24 protein-coding genes and 3 riboswitches are annotated in these 23974 nt (G+C 46.2%); of the genes, 10 read left to right on the top strand and 14 right to left on the bottom strand.

Annotation, left to right across the window (positions count from 1 at the left end; all coding sequences use genetic code 11):
* Nucleotides 1-72: 72 nt before the first annotated feature.
* The 4 genes from MY9_RS19810 to MY9_RS19795 are packed head-to-tail and all read left to right on the top strand — an operon-like array spanning nt 73 to nt 3665.
* A complete protein-coding gene (locus tag MY9_RS19810) occupies nt 73-1488 on the top strand; it encodes a GntP family permease (protein WP_041521543.1) in 1416 nt (471 codons plus the stop codon).
* A gap of 23 nt (nt 1489-1511) precedes the next feature.
* Nucleotides 1512-2228, top strand: coding sequence for a succinyl-CoA--3-ketoacid CoA transferase subunit A (locus MY9_RS19805; RefSeq protein WP_014665938.1), 717 nt, complete (start codon nt 1512-1514; stop codon nt 2226-2228).
* A complete protein-coding gene (locus MY9_RS19800) occupies nt 2225-2875 on the top strand; it encodes a succinyl-CoA--3-ketoacid CoA transferase subunit B (protein WP_014665937.1) in 651 nt (216 codons plus the stop codon). Before MY9_RS19805 ends, MY9_RS19800 begins: the two co-directional genes overlap by 4 nt.
* A gap of 16 nt (nt 2876-2891) precedes the next feature.
* Nucleotides 2892-3665 carry a 3-hydroxybutyrate dehydrogenase gene (locus tag MY9_RS19795; protein ID WP_014665936.1) on the top strand — a complete coding sequence of 258 codons (774 nt, stop codon included), beginning with the start codon at nt 2892-2894 and terminating at the stop codon, nt 3663-3665.
* 48 nt (nt 3666-3713) lie between these two features.
* Here MY9_RS19795 and MY9_RS19790 read toward each other — a convergent pair whose 3' ends face one another.
* The 9 genes from MY9_RS19790 to MY9_RS19750 all read right to left on the bottom strand — a co-directional run bounded on the left by MY9_RS19790 (nt 3714) and on the right by MY9_RS19750 (nt 11531).
* Entirely contained in the window at nt 3714-4850 is a 1137-nt protein-coding gene (locus MY9_RS19790) for a 5-methyltetrahydropteroyltriglutamate--homocysteine S-methyltransferase (RefSeq protein ID WP_014665935.1), read from the bottom strand.
* Between the two features lie 77 nt (nt 4851-4927).
* Nucleotides 4928-5034: riboswitch (SAM riboswitch) on the bottom strand.
* 68 nt (nt 5035-5102) lie between these two features.
* Nucleotides 5103-6236, bottom strand: a complete 1134-nt coding sequence (locus MY9_RS19785) for a 5-methyltetrahydropteroyltriglutamate--homocysteine S-methyltransferase (protein WP_041521542.1) — start codon at nt 6234-6236, stop codon at nt 5103-5105.
* 81 nt (nt 6237-6317) lie between these two features.
* A riboswitch (SAM riboswitch) is annotated at nt 6318-6424 on the bottom strand.
* A 65-nt stretch (nt 6425-6489) separates the two neighbouring features.
* Nucleotides 6490-6978: an LURP-one-related/scramblase family protein gene (locus MY9_RS19780; protein WP_014665933.1), complete on the bottom strand. Its 489-nt coding sequence runs from the start codon at nt 6976-6978 to the stop codon at nt 6490-6492.
* Between the two features lie 129 nt (nt 6979-7107).
* The gene (locus MY9_RS21370; protein ID WP_080478290.1) at nt 7108-7386 is read right to left on the bottom strand and encodes a hypothetical protein; all 279 of its coding nucleotides are present in this window, start codon (nt 7384-7386) and stop codon (nt 7108-7110) included.
* Between the two features lie 277 nt (nt 7387-7663).
* The gene (locus MY9_RS22040) at nt 7664-7789 is read right to left on the bottom strand and encodes a hypothetical protein (protein ID WP_014665931.1); all 126 of its coding nucleotides are present in this window, start codon (nt 7787-7789) and stop codon (nt 7664-7666) included.
* A 105-nt stretch (nt 7790-7894) separates the two neighbouring features.
* Entirely contained in the window at nt 7895-9127 is a 1233-nt protein-coding gene (gene pepT / locus MY9_RS19765) for a peptidase T (protein ID WP_014665930.1), read from the bottom strand.
* 49 nt (nt 9128-9176) lie between these two features.
* A complete protein-coding gene (gene yxjL, locus MY9_RS19760) occupies nt 9177-9833 on the bottom strand; it encodes a two-component system response regulator YxJL (RefSeq protein WP_014665929.1) in 657 nt (218 codons plus the stop codon).
* Nucleotides 9820-11040, bottom strand: a complete 1221-nt coding sequence (locus MY9_RS19755; RefSeq protein ID WP_014665928.1) for a sensor histidine kinase — start codon at nt 11038-11040, stop codon at nt 9820-9822. Before MY9_RS19755 ends, yxjL begins: the two co-directional genes overlap by 14 nt.
* 17 nt (nt 11041-11057) lie before the next feature.
* Nucleotides 11058-11531, bottom strand: a complete 474-nt coding sequence (locus tag MY9_RS19750; protein WP_014665927.1) for a DUF1453 family protein — start codon at nt 11529-11531, stop codon at nt 11058-11060.
* Nucleotides 11532-11759: 228 nt separating this feature from the next.
* On the opposite strand from MY9_RS19750, the gene galE reads away from it, so the two are divergent.
* A complete protein-coding gene (galE, locus tag MY9_RS19745) occupies nt 11760-12779 on the top strand; it encodes a UDP-glucose 4-epimerase GalE (RefSeq protein WP_014665925.1) in 1020 nt (339 codons plus the stop codon).
* A 75-nt stretch (nt 12780-12854) separates the two neighbouring features.
* On the opposite strand, the gene MY9_RS19740 is transcribed toward galE, so the two are convergent.
* On the bottom strand, nt 12855-13397 hold the full coding sequence (locus MY9_RS19740; protein ID WP_134975208.1) for a DUF4352 domain-containing protein: 543 nt from the start codon (nt 13395-13397) through the stop codon (nt 12855-12857).
* A 388-nt stretch (nt 13398-13785) separates the two neighbouring features.
* Nucleotides 13786-13888: riboswitch (guanidine-I (ykkC/yxkD leader) on the top strand.
* 76 nt (nt 13889-13964) lie between these two features.
* Here MY9_RS19740 and MY9_RS19735 point away from each other — a divergent pair.
* Complete coding sequence (locus tag MY9_RS19735; RefSeq protein ID WP_003242615.1) at nt 13965-14801, top strand: YitT family protein; 837 nt, start codon at nt 13965-13967, stop codon at nt 14799-14801.
* A 41-nt stretch (nt 14802-14842) separates the two neighbouring features.
* Here the strand turns inward: MY9_RS19735 and MY9_RS19730 are convergent, their stop codons facing one another.
* Complete coding sequence (locus MY9_RS19730) at nt 14843-16300, bottom strand: aldehyde dehydrogenase family protein (RefSeq protein ID WP_014665923.1); 1458 nt, start codon at nt 16298-16300, stop codon at nt 14843-14845.
* Nucleotides 16301-16483: 183 nt separating this feature from the next.
* Between MY9_RS19730 and MY9_RS19725 the strand changes: the two genes are divergently transcribed.
* The 4 genes from MY9_RS19725 to MY9_RS19710 all read left to right on the top strand — a co-directional run bounded on the left by MY9_RS19725 (nt 16484) and on the right by MY9_RS19710 (nt 20371).
* Nucleotides 16484-17377 (top strand): PucR family transcriptional regulator, encoded by an 894-nt coding sequence (locus MY9_RS19725; RefSeq protein ID WP_014665922.1) that lies wholly within the window; start codon nt 16484-16486, stop codon nt 17375-17377.
* 120 nt (nt 17378-17497) lie between these two features.
* On the top strand, nt 17498-18595 hold the full coding sequence (gene msmX / locus MY9_RS19720) for a maltodextrin ABC transporter ATP-binding protein MsmX (protein WP_003242648.1): 1098 nt from the start codon (nt 17498-17500) through the stop codon (nt 18593-18595).
* A gap of 108 nt (nt 18596-18703) precedes the next feature.
* Entirely contained in the window at nt 18704-19429 is a 726-nt protein-coding gene (locus MY9_RS19715; RefSeq protein ID WP_041521454.1) for a ZIP family metal transporter, read from the top strand.
* Between the two features lie 102 nt (nt 19430-19531).
* A complete protein-coding gene (locus MY9_RS19710; RefSeq protein WP_014665919.1) occupies nt 19532-20371 on the top strand; it encodes a polysaccharide deacetylase family protein in 840 nt (279 codons plus the stop codon).
* A 13-nt stretch (nt 20372-20384) separates the two neighbouring features.
* Here the strand turns inward: MY9_RS19710 and MY9_RS19705 are convergent, their stop codons facing one another.
* The 3 genes from MY9_RS19705 to cimH all read right to left on the bottom strand — a co-directional run bounded on the left by MY9_RS19705 (nt 20385) and on the right by cimH (nt 23800).
* On the bottom strand, nt 20385-20579 hold the full coding sequence (locus MY9_RS19705; protein WP_014665918.1) for a hypothetical protein: 195 nt from the start codon (nt 20577-20579) through the stop codon (nt 20385-20387).
* A 57-nt stretch (nt 20580-20636) separates the two neighbouring features.
* Nucleotides 20637-22325 (bottom strand): M56 family metallopeptidase, encoded by a 1689-nt coding sequence (locus MY9_RS19700; protein ID WP_081483652.1) that lies wholly within the window; start codon nt 22323-22325, stop codon nt 20637-20639.
* Nucleotides 22326-22447: 122 nt separating this feature from the next.
* On the bottom strand, nt 22448-23800 hold the full coding sequence (cimH, locus tag MY9_RS19695; RefSeq protein WP_014665916.1) for a citrate/malate transporter CimH: 1353 nt from the start codon (nt 23798-23800) through the stop codon (nt 22448-22450).
* Nucleotides 23801-23974 lie beyond the last annotated feature (174 nt).

Raw genomic sequence — 23974 nt, 5'->3', positions numbered from 1 at the left:
AAAGGGGACGGAAACAGCCGATGCGGACAGGTTTTGTAAACGCTTTCTAGTTGGAGGAAATGGGGGATGTGTGTGGAACTGATCATCATTCTATTGGCGTTAGGTTTGCTGATGTTTACGGCGTATCGGGGATTTTCTGTCATATTGTTTGCGCCGATTTGTGCGTTATTCGCGGTGCTGCTGACAGATCCAAGCCATGTGCTGCCTTTTTTCTCATCAATTTTTATGGAGAAAATGGCGGGGTTTATTAAGCTGTATTTCCCAGTTTTTTTGCTCGGTGCGATTTTTGGAAAGGTCGTTGAAATGGCCGGACTTGCGGCATCGATCGCGAAAACGATTGTCAGGCTTGTCGGGGCAAAAAGAGCGATACTTGCCATTGTGCTGATGGGCGCTGTCTTGACGTACAGCGGCGTCAGCCTGTTTGTTGTCGTATTTGCCGTATATCCTTTTGCGAAAAACATGTTCCAAGAAGCAAACATACCGAAACGCCTCATCCCCGGAACGATTGCTTTAGGGGCATTTACGTTTACGATGGACGCGCTTCCGGGAACGCCGCAAATCCAAAATGTCATTCCGACGGCGTTTTTCAAAACAGACATTTATGCCGCCCCTTGGCTGGGTTTGATGGGCGCAGTGATTGTGCTGGCAGCTGGGATGCTCTATTTGGAATCAAGGCGGAAAAAAGCGCAGGCATCTGGCGAGGGTTATGGCGGTTTTGATTCGCAGAATGCTGCGCCTGAATCGACTGAGTCCCGTGCTAAACCGGACAAAAGCCCGATTCGGGATGCACTTGCCTTTGTCCCGCTTATTCTTGTCGGTGCAGTGAATAAATGCTTCACCATTTACCTGCCAAAGTGGTATCCGAATGGATTTGATTTTTCCTCCATAGGATTAAAGGAGTTCGGCAGGCTTGATATTTCTTCAACCGCTGCCATTTGGTCGGTGGAGATTGCTTTAGTGATCGGCATCATCACAACGATTTTATTTGATTGGAGAAGCGTGTTTGCTCAAATGAAGGAAGGGCTGAATGAAGGGATCGGCGGAGCCTTGCTGGCATCTATGAATACGGGTGCCGAGTATGGGTTCGGCGGCATTATCGCCGCGCTGCCGGGGTTTCATAAGCTGAGCAGCGGAATTTCTCATACTTTTACCGATCCGCTTGTCAATGGCGCCGTTACGACAACTGCGCTGGCGGGAATCACCGGCTCGGCTTCAGGTGGTATGGGCATTGCGCTAAGCGCGATGTCAGAGCAGTACTTACAGGCTATTCAGGCTTACAATATTCCGCCAGAGGTGATGCATCGAGTCATTTCAATGGCGTCAGGCGGGATGGACACACTGCCGCATAATGGCGCCGTCATTACGCTTCTGGCTGTGACGGGACTGACTCACAGGCAATCGTATCGCGATATTTTTGCGATCACGCTCATCAAAACGGCTGCCGTATTTGCTGTGATCGCGATTTACAGCCTGACCGGCCTAGTGTAAGAGAAAACGAAAGGGGCATCAATATGGGAAAAGTGTTGTCATCTACTAAAGAAGCTGCGAAATTGATTCATGATGGAGATACGCTGATTGCGGGAGGGTTTGGGCTGTGCGGCATTCCTGAACAGCTCATTTTGTCGATAAGAAATCGAGGAGTAAAGGATTTAACCGTTGTCAGCAACAATTGCGGAGTCGATGACTGGGGGCTCGGTTTGCTTTTGGCTAATAGGCAAATCAAGAAAATGATCGCATCCTATGTCGGTGAAAATAAAATTTTTGAGCGACAGTTTTTAAGCGGAGAGCTTGAGGTCGAGCTTGTTCCCCAAGGAACGCTCGCCGAGAGAATTCGTGCAGGCGGTGCGGGCATACCGGGATTTTATACGGCGACAGGCGTCGGCACCACCATAGCTGAGGGAAAAGAACATAAAACATTCGGCGGCCGGACTTATGTGCTGGAGCGAGGCATTACCGGCGATGTGGCGATCGTCAAAGCGTGGAAAGCGGACACCATGGGCAATTTGGTTTTTCGGAAAACGGCGAGAAATTTCAATCCCGTTGCGGCCATGGCAGGCAAGATCACGATTGCCGAGGCGGAAGAAATCGTGGAAGCGGGAGAGCTCGATCCAGATCATATCCATACGCCGGGAATTTACGTACAGCATGTCGTGCTTGGCACGAGCCAAGAAAAACGGATTGAAAAGCGAACAGTTCAGCAAGCATCGGGAAAGGGTGAGGCGAAGTGAAGGAAGCGAGAAAACGGATGGTCAAACGGGCTGTACAAGAAATCAAGGACGGCATGAATGTGAATCTCGGGATTGGAATGCCGACGCTTGTCGCAAATGAGATACCCGATGGCGTTCACGTCATGCTTCAGTCAGAAAACGGCCTGCTCGGAATCGGCCCCTATCCTTTGGAAGGGACGGAAGATGCGGATTTGATCAATGCGGGGAAGGAAACAATTACCGAAGTGACGGGCGCTTCTTATTTTGACAGCGCTGAATCATTCGCGATGATAAGAGGCGGGCATATCGATTTGGCTATCCTTGGCGGAATGGAGGTCTCGGAGCAGGGTGATTTGGCCAATTGGATGATCCCGGGCAAAATGGTAAAAGGGATGGGCGGCGCAATGGATCTCGTCAACGGGGCGAAACGAATCGTTGTCATCATGGAGCATGTCAATAAGCATGGCGAATCAAAGGTAAAAAAAACATGCTCTCTTCCGCTGACAGGCCAGAAAGTCGTGCACAGGCTGATTACGGATTTGGCTGTTTTTGATTTTGTGAACGGCCGCATGACACTGACGGAGCTTCAGGATGGCGTCACAATTGAAGAGGTTTATGAAAAAACAGAAGCGAATTTCGCTGTAAGCCAGTCTGTACTCAATTCTTAATGGGAAGGTGTTTGACATGAGAAAACAAGTCGCCTTGGTGACTGGGGCTGCCGGCGGAATAGGATTCGAAATGGCAAGAGAATTCGCCCGTGAAGGCGCCAGCGTCATCGTTTCAGACCTCCGTCAGGAAGCATGCGAAAAAGCAGCCTCCAAACTTGCAGAAGAAGGCTTTGACGCGGCGGCCATCCCGTGTGATGTGACAAAGGAAGCGCAAGTTGCTGATATGGTGGACGCCATCCAAAAACGATACGGCCGCTTGGATATTTTGGTGAACAATGCCGGTATACAGCACGTCGCCCCGATTGAAGAGTTTCCGACAGAAACCTTTGAACTGCTGATCAAGGTTATGCTGACGGCGCCCTTTATTGCAATGAAGCATGTTTTTCCGATCATGAAAAAACAGCAGTATGGCAGAATCATTAATATCGCGTCTGTTAATGGCTTAGTCGGTTTTGCGGGAAAATCCGCTTATAATAGCGCCAAGCATGGCGTCATTGGACTCACAAAAGTCGGGGCGCTGGAAGGCGCGCCCCACGGCATTACAGTCAATGCGCTCTGTCCGGGTTATGTCGATACCCAGCTTGTCCGCAATCAGCTTAGCGATCTATCAAAAGCAAGAAATGTCCCTTACGACTCGGTACTTGAAGAGGTCATTTTTCCGCTTGTGCCGCAAAAACGGCTTCTTTCCGTCAAGGAAATTGCGGATTATGCCGTGTTTTTAGCAAGCGAGAAGGCGAAGGGCGTCACTGGGCAGGCTGTCGTTCTTGATGGGGGCTACACCGCACAATGACAGAAAAACACACTTGCTCCGAATGGAATCAAGTGTGTTTTTCTTTGCTTATTTCCAAACATCATTCGCGATCTCAACTACATGGCGGAGCTTCGCCCATTGCTGTTCTTCAGTCAGCTTGTTGCCTTCCTCAGTTGAAGCGAATCCGCATTGAGGGCTGAGGCAAAGCTGGTCTAAGCTGACATAACGGGACGCTTCTTCGATACGGCGTTTCACGTCATCCGGATGTTCAAGCTCACCGAATTTAGATGTCACTAAGCCAAGGACAAGCTGAAGATCAGACCGTTTCACATAACGGAGCGGCTCAAATCCGCCTGAGCGTGAATCATCATACTCTAAGAAAAGGCCGTCAAGATTCAAGCCGTCAAAAATGGTTTCGGCTGCTGCGTCATAGCCGCCTTCTGCTGTCCAAGTGGACTGGAAGTTGCCGCGGCAAATATGCATGGTTACCGTCAAGTCATCCGGACGGTCTGCAATCGCGTCATTAATGGATTTCGCAAACAGCTGGCGAAGCTCGTCAGGCGTTGTTCCGAACGCTTCGATTTGTTTTAAGCCTTTTTCTGATAAGAAAACGGCCCACGCCGTATCATCAAGCTGGAGGTAGCGGCAGCCTCTGTCATAAAACGCTTGAATCGCTTTTTTATATGCTTTGGATACATCATGCTGGAAAAGATGATAGTCGTTTTTATACGCATCCTTTTCCAGTTTTCCGCGGAAAAACAGCATATTCGGGCTTGGAATCGTCATTTTTGGCGTCGCGTCACCGGCAATGCTATGGAGAAATGAATAATCTTCAAGCATTGGATGAGTTGAAAAATCGATATCACCTGTGACTTTAATGCCGCGTGCTTTTGTCTGTACGTTATGGAATTGGATTCCGTGCTCAGGAGTAAACGGCTCAACGCCATCTAAGTTTTCAAGGAAATCAAAGTGCCACCACGCTCTGCGGAATTCACCGTCTGTCACGACGTTCAGGCCGGTTTCCTTCTGTTTCTCCACAATGCGGATGATTTCATCGTTTTCGATCTGGCGAAGCTGCTCAGCCGTCATATCGCCGGCCGCTTTTTGCAGCCGCGCTTTTTTGACGGGCTCAGATCTCAGCAGGCTTCCGACTTGATCCGCGCGAAACGGCGGTTTTTTTCTTTGAAGTGATTTTTGTTCTGCGGGTGTTGTTTGTTGTGACATGTTGTCCATTCCTTCTTTCCATTCAAATATAAAAAAGCTCTTCCTTTGGATAAGGAAGAGCTTGCGTGACAATCTCAACCTTATCTTCAAGAGCAATCATTGCTCTAAAGGATTTAGCACCATTCTGTTAAACAGCGGTTGCCGGGTATCGCAGGGCCAGTCCCTCCACCTCTCTTGATAAGGAAAACCTTTTTATGAAATTTTCTGATAGTATCTATTATTCACACATTTTCTGTTTCTGTCAATGATAGATTATCTCCACACATCGTTGGCGATGTCGATGACATGGCGAAGCTTGGCCCATTGCTGTTCCTCTGTCAAAAGGTTGCCTTCTTCTGTAGAGGCGAAACCGCACTGCGGGCTGAGGCATAGCTGATCCAAGCTGACAAAACGCGCCGCTTCATTGATACGGCGTTTCACATCCTCTGGATTTTCAAGCTCGCCGTATTTCGATGTGATCAAGCCGAGCACGATTTGCAGATCCTTTCGTTTCACAAAACGGAGCGGATCGAAGTTTCCGGAACGGTCATCGTCGTATTCCAAAAACAGGCCGTCAAGGTTTAAGCCGTCCAAAATCGTCTCCGCTACAGCGTCGTACCCTCCTGATGCCGCCCAGGTTGAGCGGAAGTTGCCGCGGCAAATATGCATTGTGATCGTTAAATCATTAGGCCGGTCTGCCACTGCATCGTTAATCGTTTTGGCAAACAAGGCGGGCAATGTTTCTGGATCGCCTCCGAGTGCCCGGACAACCTCTCTGCCTTTTTCCTCAAAGAAGAGAGACCATGACGTATCATCAAGCTGGAGATAACGGCAGCCAACATCATAGAAGGCTTTGATTGCCTTTTTGTACGCTTGGGCCAAATCATGAAAATATTCCTCTTGATCGTCATAGATGCCTTTATCCGCCTTTTCGCCAAAAAACAGCATATTCGGGCTCGGAATCGTCAGCTTTGGTATCGCGCCCCCGGCAACTTCATGTAAAAATTGATAATCAGCAAGTGCTGGGTGGCTCGTAAAATCGAGTTTTCCCGTCACTTTGATGCTGCGCGCTTTCGTTTTCGCGTTATGGAACTGAATCCCCTCAGCCGGGATGAAGGGTTCCACTCCGTCAAGTCCTTCCAAGAAGTCATAATGCCACCAGGAACGGCGGAATTCCCCGTCTGTTACCACTTCAAGACCGATTTCTTTTTGTTTTTCCACGATGCGGGTGATTTCTTGATTTTCGATATCACGAAGCTGTTTCGCTGTTATCTCACCTGCCGCTTTTTTTTGCCGGGCTTCCTTCACCGTAGCGGAACGAAGCAAACTGCCGACGTGATCGGCGCGGAAAGGTGCTTTGCGTTGTTTTTCTGTTTTTTGTCCTGTAACATTCGTTTGTTGGGCCATGTTATTCGCCTCTTTCTGAATTATTGAGCATGTAAAAAGCTCTTCCTTTGTGTAAGGAAGAGCTTGAACGATCAAATCTCCGCCTCATCTGCAAGAACGCAATGTTCTTAAGGATTTAGCACCATTCTGTTTGAAACAGCGGTTGCCGGGTATCATAGGGCCAGTCCCTCCACCTCTCTTGATAAGGTACAACTTCATATTTAAATTTCAATTATCTTAATATTATTACTTTTGGATCAATTGTCAATGCTTTTTAGAAAATACTTTCATCTTCATCGTTATATAAAACCATATCAAGCACGATAGCAATGGCAGTGCAAATCAGAACATCTTCCTCGTTTGCAATCTGCAAATGATAGGAATCACCCCAGCTGAGCCACTTTTTGCTCACTGACATCCGGACATTTTCCCCGTCCGTCAGCTGGAATTCATCCCTCCATAAGTCACCATCGATTTCCCAGTTAAGGCCGGAAATCACAAATTTCGGTTTGAAAAACGTTACTTTCTTCGTTACCTCACAAACTGTTTTCCCACCAATTGAAATCTCATAGCGCGGCAATAAAGACATGAGTTTTTGTTCTATGGAAACGAGCGTTTTCCCGGATGAATCTGTCATTTGTAATGAGTCCCCTAACGAGAAAAAACGCCCCTCCACCTTGAAGATTTCTTGTTCATCCCGGTCATAAATGTGGAATGCATCTTTAAATGAGAACATTTTTTGTTTCATAAATAACTCGATCATTGCAGAAGTCTCCTTTTGGATTTGCCTTGTATGAAATTACGGATAGAGGATAAAAAGGTTTCAGGCTCTATCTCAACATAATTTTAAAAGGCTGCGTCATTCCGCAGCCTTTTCGTTTGAAATATAGAATTAGGAAAGATGCATCCGGCGTTTTTGGCGGATAGCGTCAAGGTCGATTAGGTTGTTGTGATGAGATGCGGCTGCTGGAAGAGGGCTTGTCTTTTGCGGTTTGCGGCGATTGTCCTTGCTGAAAGAAAAAAGAAGATAGCCGCATAAAGCGATGATAATAAATAGGATCATATTACATACCTCCCAAAAAAAGTTTTGGTACTCTCTATTGTACGGATAAAAAGTCAAAAAGTATTCAAAAAATTCTAAATCAAATAAAAATAAATAACTGCCCCTCAAAAACAGTCTAACCTGATGACCTGAAAATAGTCTTGCATTATGGTGATTGTTCTTGTTGATGATTGGTTCTATAGTTACTATCGACGATAAAATGAATTCCTTTATATAACTTTTAACCTAAATTAAAGTAATTCAAATTACCTGTTTTTGGATGCCGTCATCTTTCTTGATTAGTTTATACCCTATTTTGCGGAATTGAACACAAAAAACCCAAATTACGGAGCATTTGGGCGGTACGAGAGAATGCGGATTTTGTTTTGGGGATTTGGATGTCTGGTCAGAAGAAGCGTTTGAACATTTTTCTGATTTTTTGAAATGGGCTGGATTTCTTTTGCGTGTTAAGCGGCCTGGAAATGATCCATTTTTTCAATAGGCTCTTTGCAGCAATTGCATGTTTTGTCATTGTTTTTCCTCCTCATTTGTTGATACTTGTTTTACGGAGGACGTGTTTAAAATGTTTCATTTTCACATAAAAAAAACCAGCCCTTTTTTGGACTGGCTTTTGGCATTACGCTTGCTCTTCAAACAGCTTTGCAATCTCAACGATGACATTTACGGCTTTGACCATGTTATCAGCTGAGATGTATTCAAATTTGCCGTGGAAGTTTTCCCCGCCGGTAAAGATATTTGGCGTCGGGAGTCCCATGTAGGACAGCTGCGATCCGTCGGTGCCGCCGCGGATAGGGGAAATCTTCGGTTCGATGCCGAGGTTTTCCATCGCTTGCTTGGCAATGTTGACGATTTCGATGACAGGTAAAATTTTCTCTCTCATGTTGTAGTACTGGTCGTTCATATCCAGCAAAATCCGGTCTTGCCCGTATTCGTTCTGAAGTTCTTCAACGGCGCGCTTCATTGTTTCTTTTCTGCTCTGGAAGTTCTCTTTGTCAAAGTCTCTGATAATGTAGTGAAGCTTTGTTTCCTCTACGTCTCCTTGAATCGACAGCAGATGGTAGAAGCCTTCATAGCCTTCTGTATATTCAGGCGCTTCGTCTGCCGGCAGAAGGCTGTTCAGCTTCATCGCGATTTTCGCAGAGTTGATCATTTTCCCTTTTGCCGTTCCGGGATGTACGTTGTTGCCTTTAATCGTAATTTTCGCGGCAGCGGCATTGAAGCTTTCGTATTCAAGCTCGCCGAGCGGGCCGCCATCAACCGTGTAGGCAAAGGATGCATTGAACCGTTTCACATCAAATTTGTGCGGTCCTCTTCCGATTTCTTCATCAGGCGTAAAGGCGACTCTGATTGTGCCGTGCTTGATTTCTGGGTGTTTGATGAGGTAATCCATGGCTGTCATGATTTCAGCGATACCGGCCTTATTGTCTGCGCCGAGAAGGGTGGTGCCGTCTGTGGTGATGAGTGTGTGGCCCTTATAGCCAGACAGCTCAGGGAATTGATCAGGTGACAGGGTGACCTGCAGCTGTTCGTTAAGAACGATGTCATTACCATCATAGCTTTCGATGATTTGCGGATTCACGTTTTTGCCGGTAAAGTCTGTAGCGGTGTCGACGTGAGCGAGAAAGCCGATTGTCGGCACGTCTTTTTCAGTATTGGAGGGGAGCGTCGCCATGACATAGCCGTTTTCATCAATGGCTGCATCCTGCATGCCGATGGACTTCAACTCATCAACGAGCATGTTTCCTAATGTCAATTGGCCGGGTGTGGAAGGGCAGGTGTCAACGGATTCATCGGACTGTGTGTCGACTTTTACATATGTAGTAAACCGTTCAATGATTTCTTCTTTCATTTCCAATCATCTCCTTTGTCTTATTTTATCATGGCGGGCTGAGAGATTTCTATTGCACAATACCGTTTCGAATGGCAAAAACGACAGCCTGTGTCCGGTCTTGGGCATTGCATTTATGCAGGATGCGATGCACGTGGGTTTTCACAGTGCTTTCACTGACGAAAAGCTTTTCAGCAATATCCTCATTTCTCAGCCCGTAGGCCATTTGCTGAAGAACCTCGAGCTCTCTTTTGGTGAACGGCTCTGCCAGTTCTTCGACCTGAGTTTGCTGTTTCGCCCGAAATGTCTCACTAATAATTTTAGCGGCCGTGACTGTGCGGAAAATCGCCTCGCCCTTGGCCGCAGCGCGAATCGCATCTATCAATTCTTCAGGAAGCGTATCCTTCAGCAAATAGCCGACTGCGCCTGCACGGATGCCTTCAAATACATATTCCTCCGTGTCAAAGGTCGTTAAAATGACAATCTTTGTATCTGGAAGGGCGGACATGATGTCTTTCGCCGCTTCGATGCCTGAGTAATGCGGCATCTGGACATCCATGAGGATGACGTCAGGTTTTGTTTGTTTTGCGAGTGCTATAATATCGTGACCGTCGCCGGCCTCGCCAGAAACTGTCATATCCGTCTGGGCGTTGATGACGTACCGGAAGCCTTCACGCACAAGCGGCTGATCATCGGCAAGCGCGACGCGTATTTTATCTTTGTTCATCTTTTTGCTCCTTATTCGTTGTCGTGAGCGGCAATGACAGCTCAATTTGCAGGCCGCTCGGCTGCACGGCGCTAAAGGTAAGGGAACCGCCTGCTTTTTCAGCGCGTTCTTTCATTCCTGTCAGGCCAAATCCATAAGTAAGGCTGCCGGTGAATTGTCCGTCGTCGGTGATTGTGACATAGAGATGGGTCTCGTCGTTAGAAATGACAGTCGCCGCATGAGAAGCGTCAGCGTGACGAATGATATTGGTCAGCGCTTCCTGCAAGATGCGGTAGATCGTTTCGCTTACGTTTTGAGGCCAAGACTCTTCTGACAGGCCGGCAGTGTTTAAAGAAACGTGCAAGCCGCTCCGTTCTTCCACTTGATGAATAAGCCCCCGCAAAGCGGTAAGACCGACCATTGATTCACTACGGCCCATTTGGTGAACGACAGACCGTACTTCTTGAAGGCATTCTCTGGCGACACTCAGTACATTTTGAATGACTTTTTCTGAATCCTCCTCGCTGCTTTTGAGGATATAGGGAAGAGATTGGAGCTGAACAATCACAGAAGTCAGCTCATGGCCGATGCTGTCATGAATGTCTCGCGCAATTCTTGTACGCTCCTCGAGGACCGCGTACCTTAATGAAAGAACAGATGCCTCCTGCAGCTCTGCATGCGCTTTCTGGAGTTCTTGATGAGCATGCTCCAGCTGCACATGCATTTTCGCCAATTCAGCATGATTTCGCTCAGCCTCCTTTCTCGCTTCTCGTCTGAAACGCATGGAGGAGAAGAGGACGTACAACCCGATCATGATCGAGATGTTGCTGACGATATCGTCCCACCTGGTGTCAAAAACAGTATACAAAAAGAAAACATTGCCCCCAATTAGGCACACTGTAAAGATCAAAGACAGCCGTGCAGGGAGCTTTATGGCCGCATAAACCATTAAAAATACGAGTAAGAAAAAGGCGGCTCCCTGCTCTTGTCCTGAAACAGCCCAAAGAAAAACGGTCAGGAGCCAAAGCCCGACGAATATGCTCAAATGAACAGCAGCGGATGCCACATAGGGAATGACCCAAATGAATGCTAAGTAAATCGCAAATACAAATGCCAGCAAAATGGGATCAGTTTTGGCTGGGTGAGATAAAAACTGTATGCAATTCAAAATGAGAATAAGGCTCGGCACAAGCTTCTTGTAGTGCCGAGCCGGAGATAGTCCGTTCATGCTGGTCCTTCTTTCAGTTATTGAATGGATACTTTGCCAGCGGTCAGCCGTCTGTATGCTTTATAAAGCATAATGTTACGGGCTGTGATGGTGCCGAGGGGAATGAAGAACATAGAGTGAATAATGGCAATAAACATTTCGTTGCTCTCAGGAAGCCATGTTCTCGCGGCCATGCGCAAAGAAAGTATCACTAGAATGAGAATAACACTTCCAAGGGAGCCGCGTGAAGTGACCTTTCCGGTTTCCGGGTGAATCCGCACGTTTACCATCTTTCCAATGCCAAACCCGCAGGCCAGCCCGATCAGTAATAAAATGCCGCTGATCGCCACATGTAATACGGAATGAAAATACGCCGGCTGAAACGATGCGGATACGCCCCATAAGAGCAGCAGCGGAATGATCAGCAGCTTCCCGGGTCTGACAGTTCTCTCCCGGTACATCGATAAAACAATAAGAATAAAGACAATAAAAATATAAGGCCTCATCGCCATGTCATCAAATCCTTTCTGCATTAAGCATAGCGAAAATAGGAAAGAAAAACGTCAACCGGCAGATTGATTTTTCAGCTGCTAGACTTGTTCGCGCTGCATAAAGGTATGAAAATGCTGATAATATATGAAGAAACTATTAATAAACGATTAAACTTCTTGAAAATGGATGTGGACCGGTTCTAAACACTATATAATGAAATCAGGTCATTTTTTAGGAGGGTTTACATCATGGCAATACTTGTTACTGGCGGTGCCGGATACATTGGCAGCCACACATGTGTTGAACTATTGAACAGCGGCTACGAGATTGTTGTTCTTGATAATCTGTCCAACAGTTCGGCTGAAGCGCTGAACCGTGTAAAGGAGATTACAGGAAAAGATTTAACGTTCTACGAAGCGGATTTATTGGACCGGGAAGCGATAGATTCCGTTTTTGCTGAAAATGAAATCGAAGCTGTGATTCATTTTGCGGGGTTAAAAGCAGTCGGTGAATCTGTTGCGATTCCGCTCAAATATTATCATAACAATCTGACAGGAACGTTTATTTTATGCGAGACCATGGAGAAATACGGCGTCAAGAAAATCGTATTCAGTTCATCTGCGACAGTGTACGGCGTTCCGGAAACATCGCCGATTACGGAAGACTTTCCATTAGGCGCGACAAACCCTTATGGACAGACGAAGCTCATGCTGGAACAAATATTGCGTGATTTGCATACAGCCGACAACGAGTGGAGCGTTGCGCTGCTTCGTTACTTTAATCCGTTCGGTGCCCATCCAAGCGGACGGATCGGTGAAGACCCGAACGGGATTCCGAATAACCTCATGCCGTATGTGGCACAGGTAGCCGTCGGCAAGCTTGAGCAATTAAGTGTATTCGGAAATGACTATCCGACAAAAGATGGGACAGGCGTACGCGATTATATTCACGTCGTTGATCTCGCAGAAGGCCATGTCAAAGCGTTGGAAAAAGTATTGAACTCCACTGGGGCCGATGCATACAACCTTGGAACAGGCACAGGCTACAGTGTGCTTGAAATGGTCAAAGCCTTTGAAAAAGTGTCAGGGAAAGAGGTTCCGTACCGTTTTGCGGACCGTCGCCCGGGAGACATCGCCACCTGCTTCGCAGACCCTGCGAAAGCCAAGCGGGAACTGGGCTGGGAAGCGAAACGCGGCCTTGAGGAAATGTGCGCTGATTCCTGGAGATGGCAGTCATCTAATGTGAATGGGTATAAGAGTGCGGAATAAAAAAGGAGGCCTTCTCTATTGAGAAGGCCTTTTTTAAAGAACAAGGGTGCCTGTTAAGGGCACCCTTGTTAGCTATTATTTGACTTTTACAATAACATCATTACTAAATTTGAGTTTCCAAGTTCCTTTTGCATAAGCTTCCTTGTCCACTTCAAATGCTTTCACATCTGTTACTTTAATATTAGGATTTAGATCACTTAATATTTTAGAGTTGTCAACTTTTGTCTCGGTTGCATAGGTTGAAGAAGCATCGATATCTGCATCATAAGAAGTGCCATCAGCATCAACTAATTTAACAGTTGGAATTGAAAAAGAGCTAATCGGTTTTTTAGATACGTTTTTAACTGTGTATTGAACAGCTACAATTGTACCACCATCAGATGCTTTCTTTTCAATATATTGAGTACCGACAGAATCTCTGTCCTCTACCTTTGTAACTGTCACTTCAGTTTTTTCAGTTTTTACGGTATCACCGATATTGTATGTTTTTTCAGTTTCTGCTTTGCTGCTGCTTGATGTTTTGGAAGTGGCTTCTGAACCGCCTCCGCCGCCAATCATATTACCGATAATAATGATGACAACAATTGCGAGAATAAACGTAATGATTTTATGTCTCATAAAAAAGTTACGTTGATCCTTACCACAGTTAGGACATTTTTTTACACCCTTTGCAATTTCTTGACCGCAAGCTTTACAGGGTACTAGTTTTCCTGCCATTTCATTTCCTCCTATGTAATTAAATGTACAAAACATATGTACTATAATGCCTATATTATTTCACTTAGTCAATATAAAATTATGAATTTCTTATAATTATTATCATATATAGTTAAATTTACTTGTAAAATATATGCTTTTTTTCTTATCGGTTATATTTTCTCTTTTTTAATAGATAAATCGTTTTTTCTTTCAGTCTATCTGATGAAATCTCCGCAAATACCCCTTGAACCAATTCGAGCTGTCCCGTATAATGCTAATATTGGAAAGTGAAAAGGATATGATCAAAACAGTGGTTTTCTAGGGTTCCGCAATGCAAATTGGACTGTGACCGAGAGAAAACACATAGCAGCTTGGCTGTTATGACACGGTGGGATAAAAGCCCAGGAGTTTCTGCTCTTTTTCGAGAGCGTTCTCCTGGGTTTTTTTATTTGCTAGAACAGAACTATGAGAAGGAGTGTTTTCGTGATGAAAAAGAGAATGCTGGATGTACTTATGCTTGTGATTGGCGCTTTTTTCTTCGCGCTTGCGGTTAATTTATTTGCGATTCCCAATGATCTTGGGGAAGGCGGAGTCACTGGGATTACGCTGATATTGTATTATCTGTTTCAATGGTCTCCCGGTGTCACGAACTTTATCTTAAATGCGTTTTTGCTTTTAATCGGCTACAAGTTTCTGGATGGAAAAACAACCGTTTATACGATCATTGCGGTCGCGGCAAATTCGCTTTTTCTTCATCTGACACATGGGTGGAGCATTCCATCTGATGAATTGATTATTAATACGATTTTCGCAGGTGTATTTGCGGGAGTCGGAATCGGCATGATTATCCGGGTCGGCGGGACGACAGCCGGTTCCGCGATTCTGGCCAGAATTGCTAATAAATATTTAGATTGGAATATCAGTTATGCGCTCTTGTTTTTTGATTTAATCGTAGTATTTAGCTCTTATTTTATTATTGGTGCGGAAAAAATGATGTTTACGATCGTGATGCTGTATATCGGTACGAAAGTGATGGACTTCATTATTGAAGGTTTGAATACGAAAAAAGCCATTACGGTGATTTCGGAAAATAAGAGTGAGATTGCAGAGCAGGTAAATACCTTGATGGATCGGGGCGTGACGATTTTATCAGGGAAGGGAAATTATACGGGCCAATCAAAAGAGATTTTATATATCGTCATTAACAAACAGGAGCTGTCCATGCTGAAAAAAATCATTAGAAGCTGCGACAAAAAGGCGTTTGTGATTGTTCATGATGTACGCGACGTGTTTGGTGAAGGATTTGTGGACATATCAAAATAAAGAAAAATCCCTCTGTACTTGAAGCAGAGGGATTTTTTCGTTTAGAACGGATATTTGCGGTATTGCTTCTGGATCGAAATCCATTTCGTCACGGTAAATTCCTCGACGACCCACGGATTGCCGAAGCGGCCGACACCGCTTGCTTTGTTTCCGCCAAAGGCAATATTCGGTGAATCATTGACGGACTGGTCGTTGACATGGGTCATGCCGCTGTCAATTTGCAGGGCGAGCTTTTCGCCTTTTTCTAAATCAGAAGTGAAAACCGCAGAGCTGAGGCCATACTCGGTATCATTTGCCATGTCAATCGCTTCCTGATCGCTGCCGGCTTTGATAATGGTTGCGATTGGGGCAAACAGCTCCGTTTGGGCAATTTTGCTGTTGTTGTCCGCGCCGACAAAGACGTACGGCGTGAGTACGTTTCCGACACGTTTTCCTTCAACCGCAAGCTCTATGCCGTCTGCCTTTGCCTGCTCAATGATCTCCAGCGCTTTCTCGATTTGGCGCTCGTTGATCAGCGGGCCGACAACGGTTTTCGGATCGGTTTGATCGCCGTACGGAAGCTGTTTGACACGGGAGGTGAATTTTTCTACAAACTCATCGTATACATCCTGATGAACGATGATCCTATTGATAATCATACAGATTTGTCCCTGGTGAATAAATTTACCGAAAATCGCGGCATCGACAGCACGATCGACATCCGCATCTGAAAGGACGGCAAATGGATTGTTGCCGCCAAGCTCAAGAGCCATCCGTTTGAAGGCACGGCCGGCGATTTCACCGATGTGGCGCCCGACTGCGGTTGATCCCGTAAAGCTGATTAATCTCGGGATTGGATTGGTGAGCATGCCGTCCCCGATTTCCTTTACATCCGCCAGCATGACGTTAAGGACACCAGCAGGAAGACCAGCGTGCTCAAACGCTTTCGCAATGATGGTTCCGCCGGAAAGAGCGGTTTGGATATCAGGCTTGTGAACAACGCTGTTTCCCAGCGCAATCGCGGGCGCAATTGTTCTCATAGATAAATTCATCGGAAAATTAAATGGAGAAATCGATGAAATGACACCGAGCGGAAGGCGGTAAATCTTATTGATTTTCCCCTCAATGTCGGATGGAACTTCTTTGACGCCGCCTAATTCACCAGTATACGTTATGGCTTCATCTAAAATGGCAATCGTTTGTTCCAGCTCAATCGTTGATTTAATAATCGTTCCGCCAGTTTCGCGGGCAATCATCAAGATGATGTCATCGCGGTTTTCCTGTAAAAAGCCGCGCGCTTTTTGCAGCACGGCTTTTCGGTCTTCCGTCGTGCTTTTGGCCCACTCTTTTTGGGCTTTCTGTGCAATGTCAAACGCATCCTCCAGCTGTTTGCCCGTTGCCAAAGATGCTGTTGTGATCACAGACTGGTCATACGGATTCAAAATGTCCTCCGTACGTCCGCTTTCCCCCTCAGTCCATTTTCCGTTGATAAAACTTTTGTTTAACGTTTCAAAACTCATAAGATGACCCTCCTTTTGGTCCCGCATATCCTCTTCTATTTCCGCTGACGCCAATATGTAAACGAATGAGGTTCCCTTTCAGTTTTTCGTCTATCTATACTGGATATACTCTTTTTTAGTGGAGAACATGTGTATTTCGCCTTATACTGAATATACAGATTCTTGCATAAGAGAGGAGACTCTATGAAATCGCTGCTGGCTATTTATCCCGGTTCGATTGTGTCTGAGGAGCTTTGCATAAGGGAAGGCTGTCTATGTTTTTTTGATGAGAGCAGTCAGAGATACATCTCCATTCCGAAAACAGAGATCAGCGAAAAAGAGGTATTGGTGCTGCAGTCATTTTTGACGGCTGCGGATGAGGGCAATCAATTGTCTGTGAAATCAGTGGAGGAAAACAAGTGGTTTTCGTTCCTTTTTTCAAGAGGAGAATTGCCGGAGAACATAAAGAAACGGACAAGGTTTGTTCACTTTCATTTATTCGGCAAAATAGACAGGCCGTCCTTTACGGAAGCGGTACGCCATTTTTGGCCGGTGTCTTTTGTGATTGTGTGGATCCATGAGGACAGAGGCGTCATTGTTGAGCAGGAAAGTGAAGCGGCGGCGGAGAAGGACGAACTGGAATCGCTCGCTAAGGTTCTTGAAGGTGATTTCTACTTCAGTGTCCGTTTTTACGCGGGAAGATTTTACGAGCCGGATGAGTTTCTGCGAAAACATTACGCTCGTGAACAGGCGTATTTTCTGTTTGCTGAAAAACGGCTGCCTCAGGTGCAGAGTGTGACCTTTGAGATGATTTTTCCTTTCATATTATTAGAAACAGAAAAAGAAAAATTGGCAACGCTGCTATCTGAAGAAGCTGAGCTTTTATTTGGAAGTGAATCTGAGCTAAGGAAGACCATTAAGCTGTTTATTGAAAACAATTCAAACGTCACATTAACAGCGAAAAAGCTGCATCTGCATCGCAACAGTCTGCAATATCGGATTGATAAATTTATTGAGCGGTCAGGGATAGATATCAAATCGTACAAAGGCGCGCTTCTTGCCTATTTTATCTGCCTGCAAAGTGAAAGTTCAGAATAAATTGGAAATATGCACGAAAAAGGGCTGGGTGATTTTATGAACGCTGCCCATTTTAGCGGGAGAAAATTGCTGTTACACTCAATATAAGAAAGCGTTTACAATAACAAAGGGGGATGTTAGATGGCTGAATTGCGGATGGAGCACATTTATAAATTTTATGATCAGAAGGAACCGGCGGTTGATGACTTTAACCTTCATATTGCCGATAAGGAATTTATCGTATTCGTCGGCCCGTCCGGCTGCGGGAAGTCAACGACGCTGCGAATGGTCGCGGGACTTGAAGAAATTTCGAAAGGCGATTTTTATATTGAAGGAAAACGGGTTAATGATGTAGCGCCAAAGGACAGGGATATCGCAATGGTGTTTCAAAACTACGCGCTCTATCCGCATATGACGGTCTACGATAATATCGCGTTCGGGCTGAAGCTTCGGAAAATGCCGAAGCCAGAAATTAAAAAAAGAGTAGAGGAAGCCGCTAAAATTCTCGGACTTGAGGAATATTTGCACCGTAAACCGAAAGCGCTGTCAGGAGGACAGAGACAGCGGGTCGCGCTTGGGCGGGCAATCGTGCGGGATGCAAAGGTGTTCCTGATGGATGAGCCTTTGTCAAACCTGGACGCGAAGCTGAGGGTGCAAATGCGGGCGGAGATCATTAAGCTCCACCAGAGACTGCAAACCACAACGATTTATGTGACGCATGACCAGACAGAAGCGCTGACGATGGCGACACGGATCGTAGTCATGAAAGACGGGAAAATCCAGCAGATCGGGACGCCGAAGGATGTATACGAGTTTCCTGAAAACGTCTTTGTCGGCGGGTTTATCGGATCACCGGCGATGAACTTTTTCAAAGGAAAGCTCACGGATGGCTTAATCAAAATCGGTTCTGCGGCATTAACCGTGCCGGAAGGAAAAATGAAGGTGCTGCGTGAAAAAGGCTACATCGGCAAAGAGGTTATCTTCGGCATCCGTCCTGAGGATATTCATGATGAATTGATTGTCGTGGAATCGTATAAGAACTCCTCGATTAAAGCAAAAATCAATGTCGCAGAGCTGCTCGGTTCAGAAATCATGATTTATTCGCAGATCGACAACCAAGACTTTATTGCGCGGATCGACGCCCGCCTCGATATTCAATCAGGCGATGAGCTGACGGTTGCATTTGATATGAATAAAGGCCATTTCTTTGACAGTGAGACAGAAGTGAGAATTCGATAAGATCAGCAAAACCGGACATGGAGACATGTCCGGTTTTTTGTTCTTTGTTTGCGAGGTTTACGGAAAAAACGGCAGCGGGTAGTGGTTGGTAAGAAAGGGGAGATAGAGATGTGGAATGCGGCAATGTGGGGCGGGATATCGGGCTCTGCTGTACTGCTGGGCGCGCTGGCGTCCATGTTTCTTCCGATTCGCAAACAGATCATCGGCTATATTATGGCTTTTGGCACAGGTGTATTAATAGGCGCGGCCGCTTACGAGCTTCTTGGGGACGCAGTAGCAGAGGGCGGAATCGTGTCGACAGGCGCGGGATTTATTGCGGGAGCTGTTGTGTTTACGATTTTTGACTACGCGGTTTCCAAACGGGGCGCGTCACAAAGAAAAAGATCGGGACAAACAGCTGCCGGCGGCGGAATCGCCATTTTTATCGGCACAATCATGGACGCTGTCCCAGAATCGATTATGATTGGCGCCAGCCTTCTCGAAGAACAATCGGTCAGCTTTCTTTTGGTGATCGCCATTTTTATCAGCAACATCCCTGAAGGGCTGTCCAGTACAGCAGGACTGAAAAACAGCGGGTACTCGAAAACGAAAATTATGCTGCTTTGGGCCGCGGTGCTCGTGATTTCAATTCTTGCCTCATGGTCAGGATTTTTCTTTCTCGACGGCGCTTCTGAAGAAATCATGTCAGCGATTGCAGCATTTGCGGGCGGAGGCATCATTGCGATGATTGCTTCAACGATGATGCCTGAGGCGTACGAAGACAGCGGTCCGATGACAGGTTTAATCGCCGCACTCGGCCTGTTAACCTCGCTGGTTTTGAATCAGTTTTCTTAAATGTGAGCCGGTCATGATTTCATGTCCGGTTTTTTGCTATTGAAAATCTCAGAAACAGACCGATGAAAAAGGAGGAAGAAATAGACAGAAAGCAGGGAACCGATGAAACGTTTTATCTTAAGCATCTTTCTTTTGGGAAGCTGCTTGGCTCTTGCGGCTTGCGCTGATCAAGAGGCGAATGCAGAGCAGACGATGCCCAAAGCGGAACAAAAGAAACCGGAAGAAAAAGCAGTACAAGTTCAGAAAAAAGAAGACGATACAGCCGGATGGATCAAAACAGAGACACCGGCAAAGCTGCCGATTTTGATGTACCACAGCATTTCCTCAGGAAACAGCCTTCGTGTCCCAAAGAAAGAATTCGAAGCGCATATGAAGTGGCTGCACGATAACGGCTATCAGACATTAACGCCAAAAGAGGCGTATCTCATGCTGACGCAGGATAAAAAGCCGAGTGAGAAATGCGTGCTGATTACGTTTGATGACGGCTACACCGACAACTATCAAGACGCGTATCCGGTGCTGAAAAAGTACGGGATGAAGGCGACGATTTTTATGATCGGCAAATCGATCGGACATAAGCACCATCTGACAGAGGACCAAATGAAAGAAATGACACAGCACGGCATATCGATTGAAAGCCATACAATTGACCACCTTGAACTGAATGGGTTAACGCCTCAACGGCAGCACAGCGAGATGGCAGATTCGAAAAAACTGTTTGACCACATGTTTCATCAGAAAACCACCATCATCAGCTATCCGGTAGGGCGCTACAATGAAGAGACGCTGAAGGCCGCCAAAGAAACGGGCTATCAAATGGGCGTGACGACAGAACCGGGCGCGGCTTCGAGAGACCAGGGAATGTACGCCCTCCATCGCGTGCGCGTGTCCCCAGGCATGTCGGGCTCGGCTTTTGGCGCGTACGTCGAATCAATGAAATAAAAAAAGGAGGCGCTCAATCGCCTCCGCCACCACATCCGGAATCGCTAAAACCCCCGTCACTGCTGCATCCATCATGGTGTGAGCCATTGTCTGAATAGCCGAAATACCCGCTGTCCGCCTGCTGGCGGCTTTTATGCTCCGATGGCTGCGGCTGAATGACTGAAAGAAAAACAATAATAGATATAAACAATAAGATGATCACAATCACTTCTCACCACTCCCTTTTTTCACCATATTTGTTATACGGATGAAACGCTGACCGGTTTCATTTCAAAGTGATCGATTCTTTCAGGCGGTCTCTGAGCCAACGCTTCAGCACCCCGTGTCCTTTGTTTGACAATAAAGTGCCGACACGCCAATACATAGGAGGATGAGGGGCGAACTGAAAATCAATCAATCTGAAAAGCCAGCTTTTATCCCGGGTGAGAGAGTCAATTTGAAGCTCGTCTTCATCTGCTTCAGCGCTATAGGCACTTTGTTTCTGTATGTCCTCATCCTGCCGAACCGCCAAGACCCTCAAGGCTTCAGCCATTTGTTTGTAACCGCCCTCCAGCAAGGATGCGCCAAGGTTGTCAGCACGCACCTCCATCCATTGTGAACAAAAGGATTGATAGAGCTGAAACAGGACAATGATTGCCATAATGAAAGCCCAAAGCGCAATTTTGTGGGCCTCGGGGTGGATGATATGCTGCTCAAACAAGAGGATAATCCCAACGACAGCTCCAAGATAGAGAAAACGCAAAATCTGTGATGACAGTACATCACGTTTTTTAATATGAATCGCCTCATGGGCCAGAATGCCTTCAATGACACGCAGAGGCAGGGTTAGTGTGGCGCTTGTCAGAATGACCATTGACCTTCCGACATTCATGCCTACAGCCATTCCGTTGTAATCATCACTCTCCGTTTCGTATATGCGGACATGGGAAATGCCGGCCTTGCGGAAAATCTCGTCAGCCGCTGCCTGTACATGCGGATGATGACAGGGCTTGGCGTCCATCGCCGCCCGCAACACACGGTCTGACATATACATGTTGAATACCCAATACAGGATAACCGCTGCAGCCATGATCCATGGAGAGGCGTGTAATGCGTATAACACGAGCACCAATAAGGCGTAAGCGGATATCCCTTTTACGCTGGCGGCAAAATAAAGCTTCCCGAGCAGCCGCTTCACATTTTTTCTATGATAAAACGGCAAAACAGAAATTACATTGTCCACATTGATTTCTTCATCTGCGTATTCTCGGAAAATCGTTTTCCATTTTTGCGGTTCCTTCACCGTCAGAAACAGTGTTTCGCCGGGAAGAGACAGTTTAATGACTTGCTGAAAGCTTGTTGTCAAATCTAAACGTGATGAATACATCGTCATAAGCGGATGGAGCTTTAAGAGATCAGCCGTAGATTCAAGCTGAATGTCCTTCAAATCGGAAAGCGGATATGTACGGGTTTCATAGTGTGAGCTGATATGCAATTTTTCTAAGGCTGCTGAATAGAAAACCTTTACACTGAAAACATTCAGTATTCGCTTCACCAGTGCTCCTCCACCGGAGATCATGCCGAGAAGGATTACATATTTGAGAGGGCTTGGGTCAGGTCCATAGATGAAAAAAATAACAGCCCCTGCAAACACAATGGCGGTCAGCGTAATGTCTGACAGGAGACGTGTTTTGTTTCTGGCAAGCTCGATTTCCTGCCAGTCTCCCGAAGGTTTTTCCGCACGTTCTGAAACAATGAGATCCATTGCGGTCCAATAGCAGTAGAACATTGTCGCGATTGAGACAATGCCGTCCATGAATGAGAGATGAGAGAAGATGTAAACTGCAGCGCCAACCCATAGCACAATATCAATCCAGAAGTCTATGGCCGGAATGAGTTTTGCAGCCAGGGCTGATATCAAATAAAATCCCAGGCCGAGAAGCATAAAGAGAAATAGATGAGTTCCCATAGGCATGCCAAATTCCTTTCTATCTAGTATTTCCAACTATTACTATAGCATGGGATGGGAACTTGCAAAAATACGGACATGCAAAAAGCAAGCTCTTTCGTTTTCCGAAGAACTTGCTCCGAGGTGTATCAATAAAATTGGTGCAGCAGCAATAAGGTTAAGGATACTGTAATCGCTCCCCCGATGCGGGTAGACACCTGGGCGAACGGCATCAGCTCAAGCCTTTCCGCCGCGCTTAAAATAGCGACGTCACCGGTGCCGCCTTGCCCTGAATGGCATGCATTAATAATGGCGGTTTCAATCGGATACATGTTCAGCCATTTTCCGGTGAAGAAGCCGACGGCCATCATGGTCACAACGACAGACAGAATTGTAATGATATTGCTGAGGTTAAAAGCAGCGATAAGCTTGTCCCACGGCGTCATGGATACCCCGATCGCAAAGAGCAGCGGGTAGGTCACAGCTGTTGAAAAGAAGCGGGATACTCCAAACGCGCCATTTTCAATTGAGGCAGGCGCCAATCTGAACAGCTTGATTAGAACAGCCAGTAACAGCATGGCAACGGGTGCCGGAAATCCGAAAAAATCATGGGCGAGCATGCCGACTAAGTATAAAGAAACAGCAAGGATACCGCCTGACGCAAATAAAGAAAGGTTGAACATGTGCTGACCGCTCTGTGATTCCTCCAGCCCAGGGGACTCTTCTTCGGAGCGGTCCACTTTGCCGTTTCCAGTCCATTCCGGTTTTTTCTTTCCAATTCTGTTTAATAAGCCCGCTAGAATAATCGCGCACAGGCTGCCCAGCATAATCGATGGGAGAACAAGTGCAAACGCTTCCCCTTGAGAAATGGGCATGATGTCAGAATAGCCAATGGACAGCGGAATAGCACCTTCTCCGACTCCTCCGGCCATGATAGGAATAACGATATACAGCAGTGTATGCTGAAATCCGAGTCCGAGCAAAGTCCCGACAGCCAGTCCGACAATAGCGGCTGTGACAGAACCGACAATAAGCGGAATAAAGATTTTCATAAATGCTTTTACGAGTGTTTCTCTTTTCATGCCGAGGATGCTTCCGACGACAATACCGGCGATAAACAAATATAGAAAGTTTGAGTTTTCTGTAAATTCTGTTGTGGATTTGACGATATCATTAGGCAGCAGGTGATAGTACACGACAGCGGATGGAATAAAAGTAGCTAGGATGGCCGGGCCGCCGATAGAACGAACAATCGGTATCGATTTGCCGATTTGGGCAAAGGTAAACCCGAAAAACGCCATGACGGCAATGGATGTCAGAATGTCACTTTTTACATCGTGATGCATAACAAAAACAGTGATTAATATAAACAGCAAGGCATACACAGGAAGCGGTATGATGCCTACTTTTATATTCATGGCTTTCGCAAACCAATTCTCTTTTCGAACCCCTTCGTGAATTGTATCCGTTTGCAATTGCATGTGTGTTTGAAGCTCTCCCATTGAAAAACCTCCCCTATTCTTGATGCAGTGAAATTGTTCACTATGTTAAGTATACTAAAAAATTGAAATTATTAATATATTAAAAATTTACTATTCAGCTTTTCTCCTCTTGCCGGCTTAAATGGAAAGAGGCATTCTGACTAAAATCGGTTTATGACGGAATGCTGAGACTCG

Source organism: Bacillus sp. JS (assembly GCF_000259365.1).
In the GTDB taxonomy this organism is placed as follows: Bacteria; Bacillota; Bacilli; order Bacillales; family Bacillaceae; genus Bacillus; species Bacillus stercoris.
Note: the sequence above shows the minus strand (reverse complement) of the source record. Positions and strands in the feature narration are given on the sequence as shown.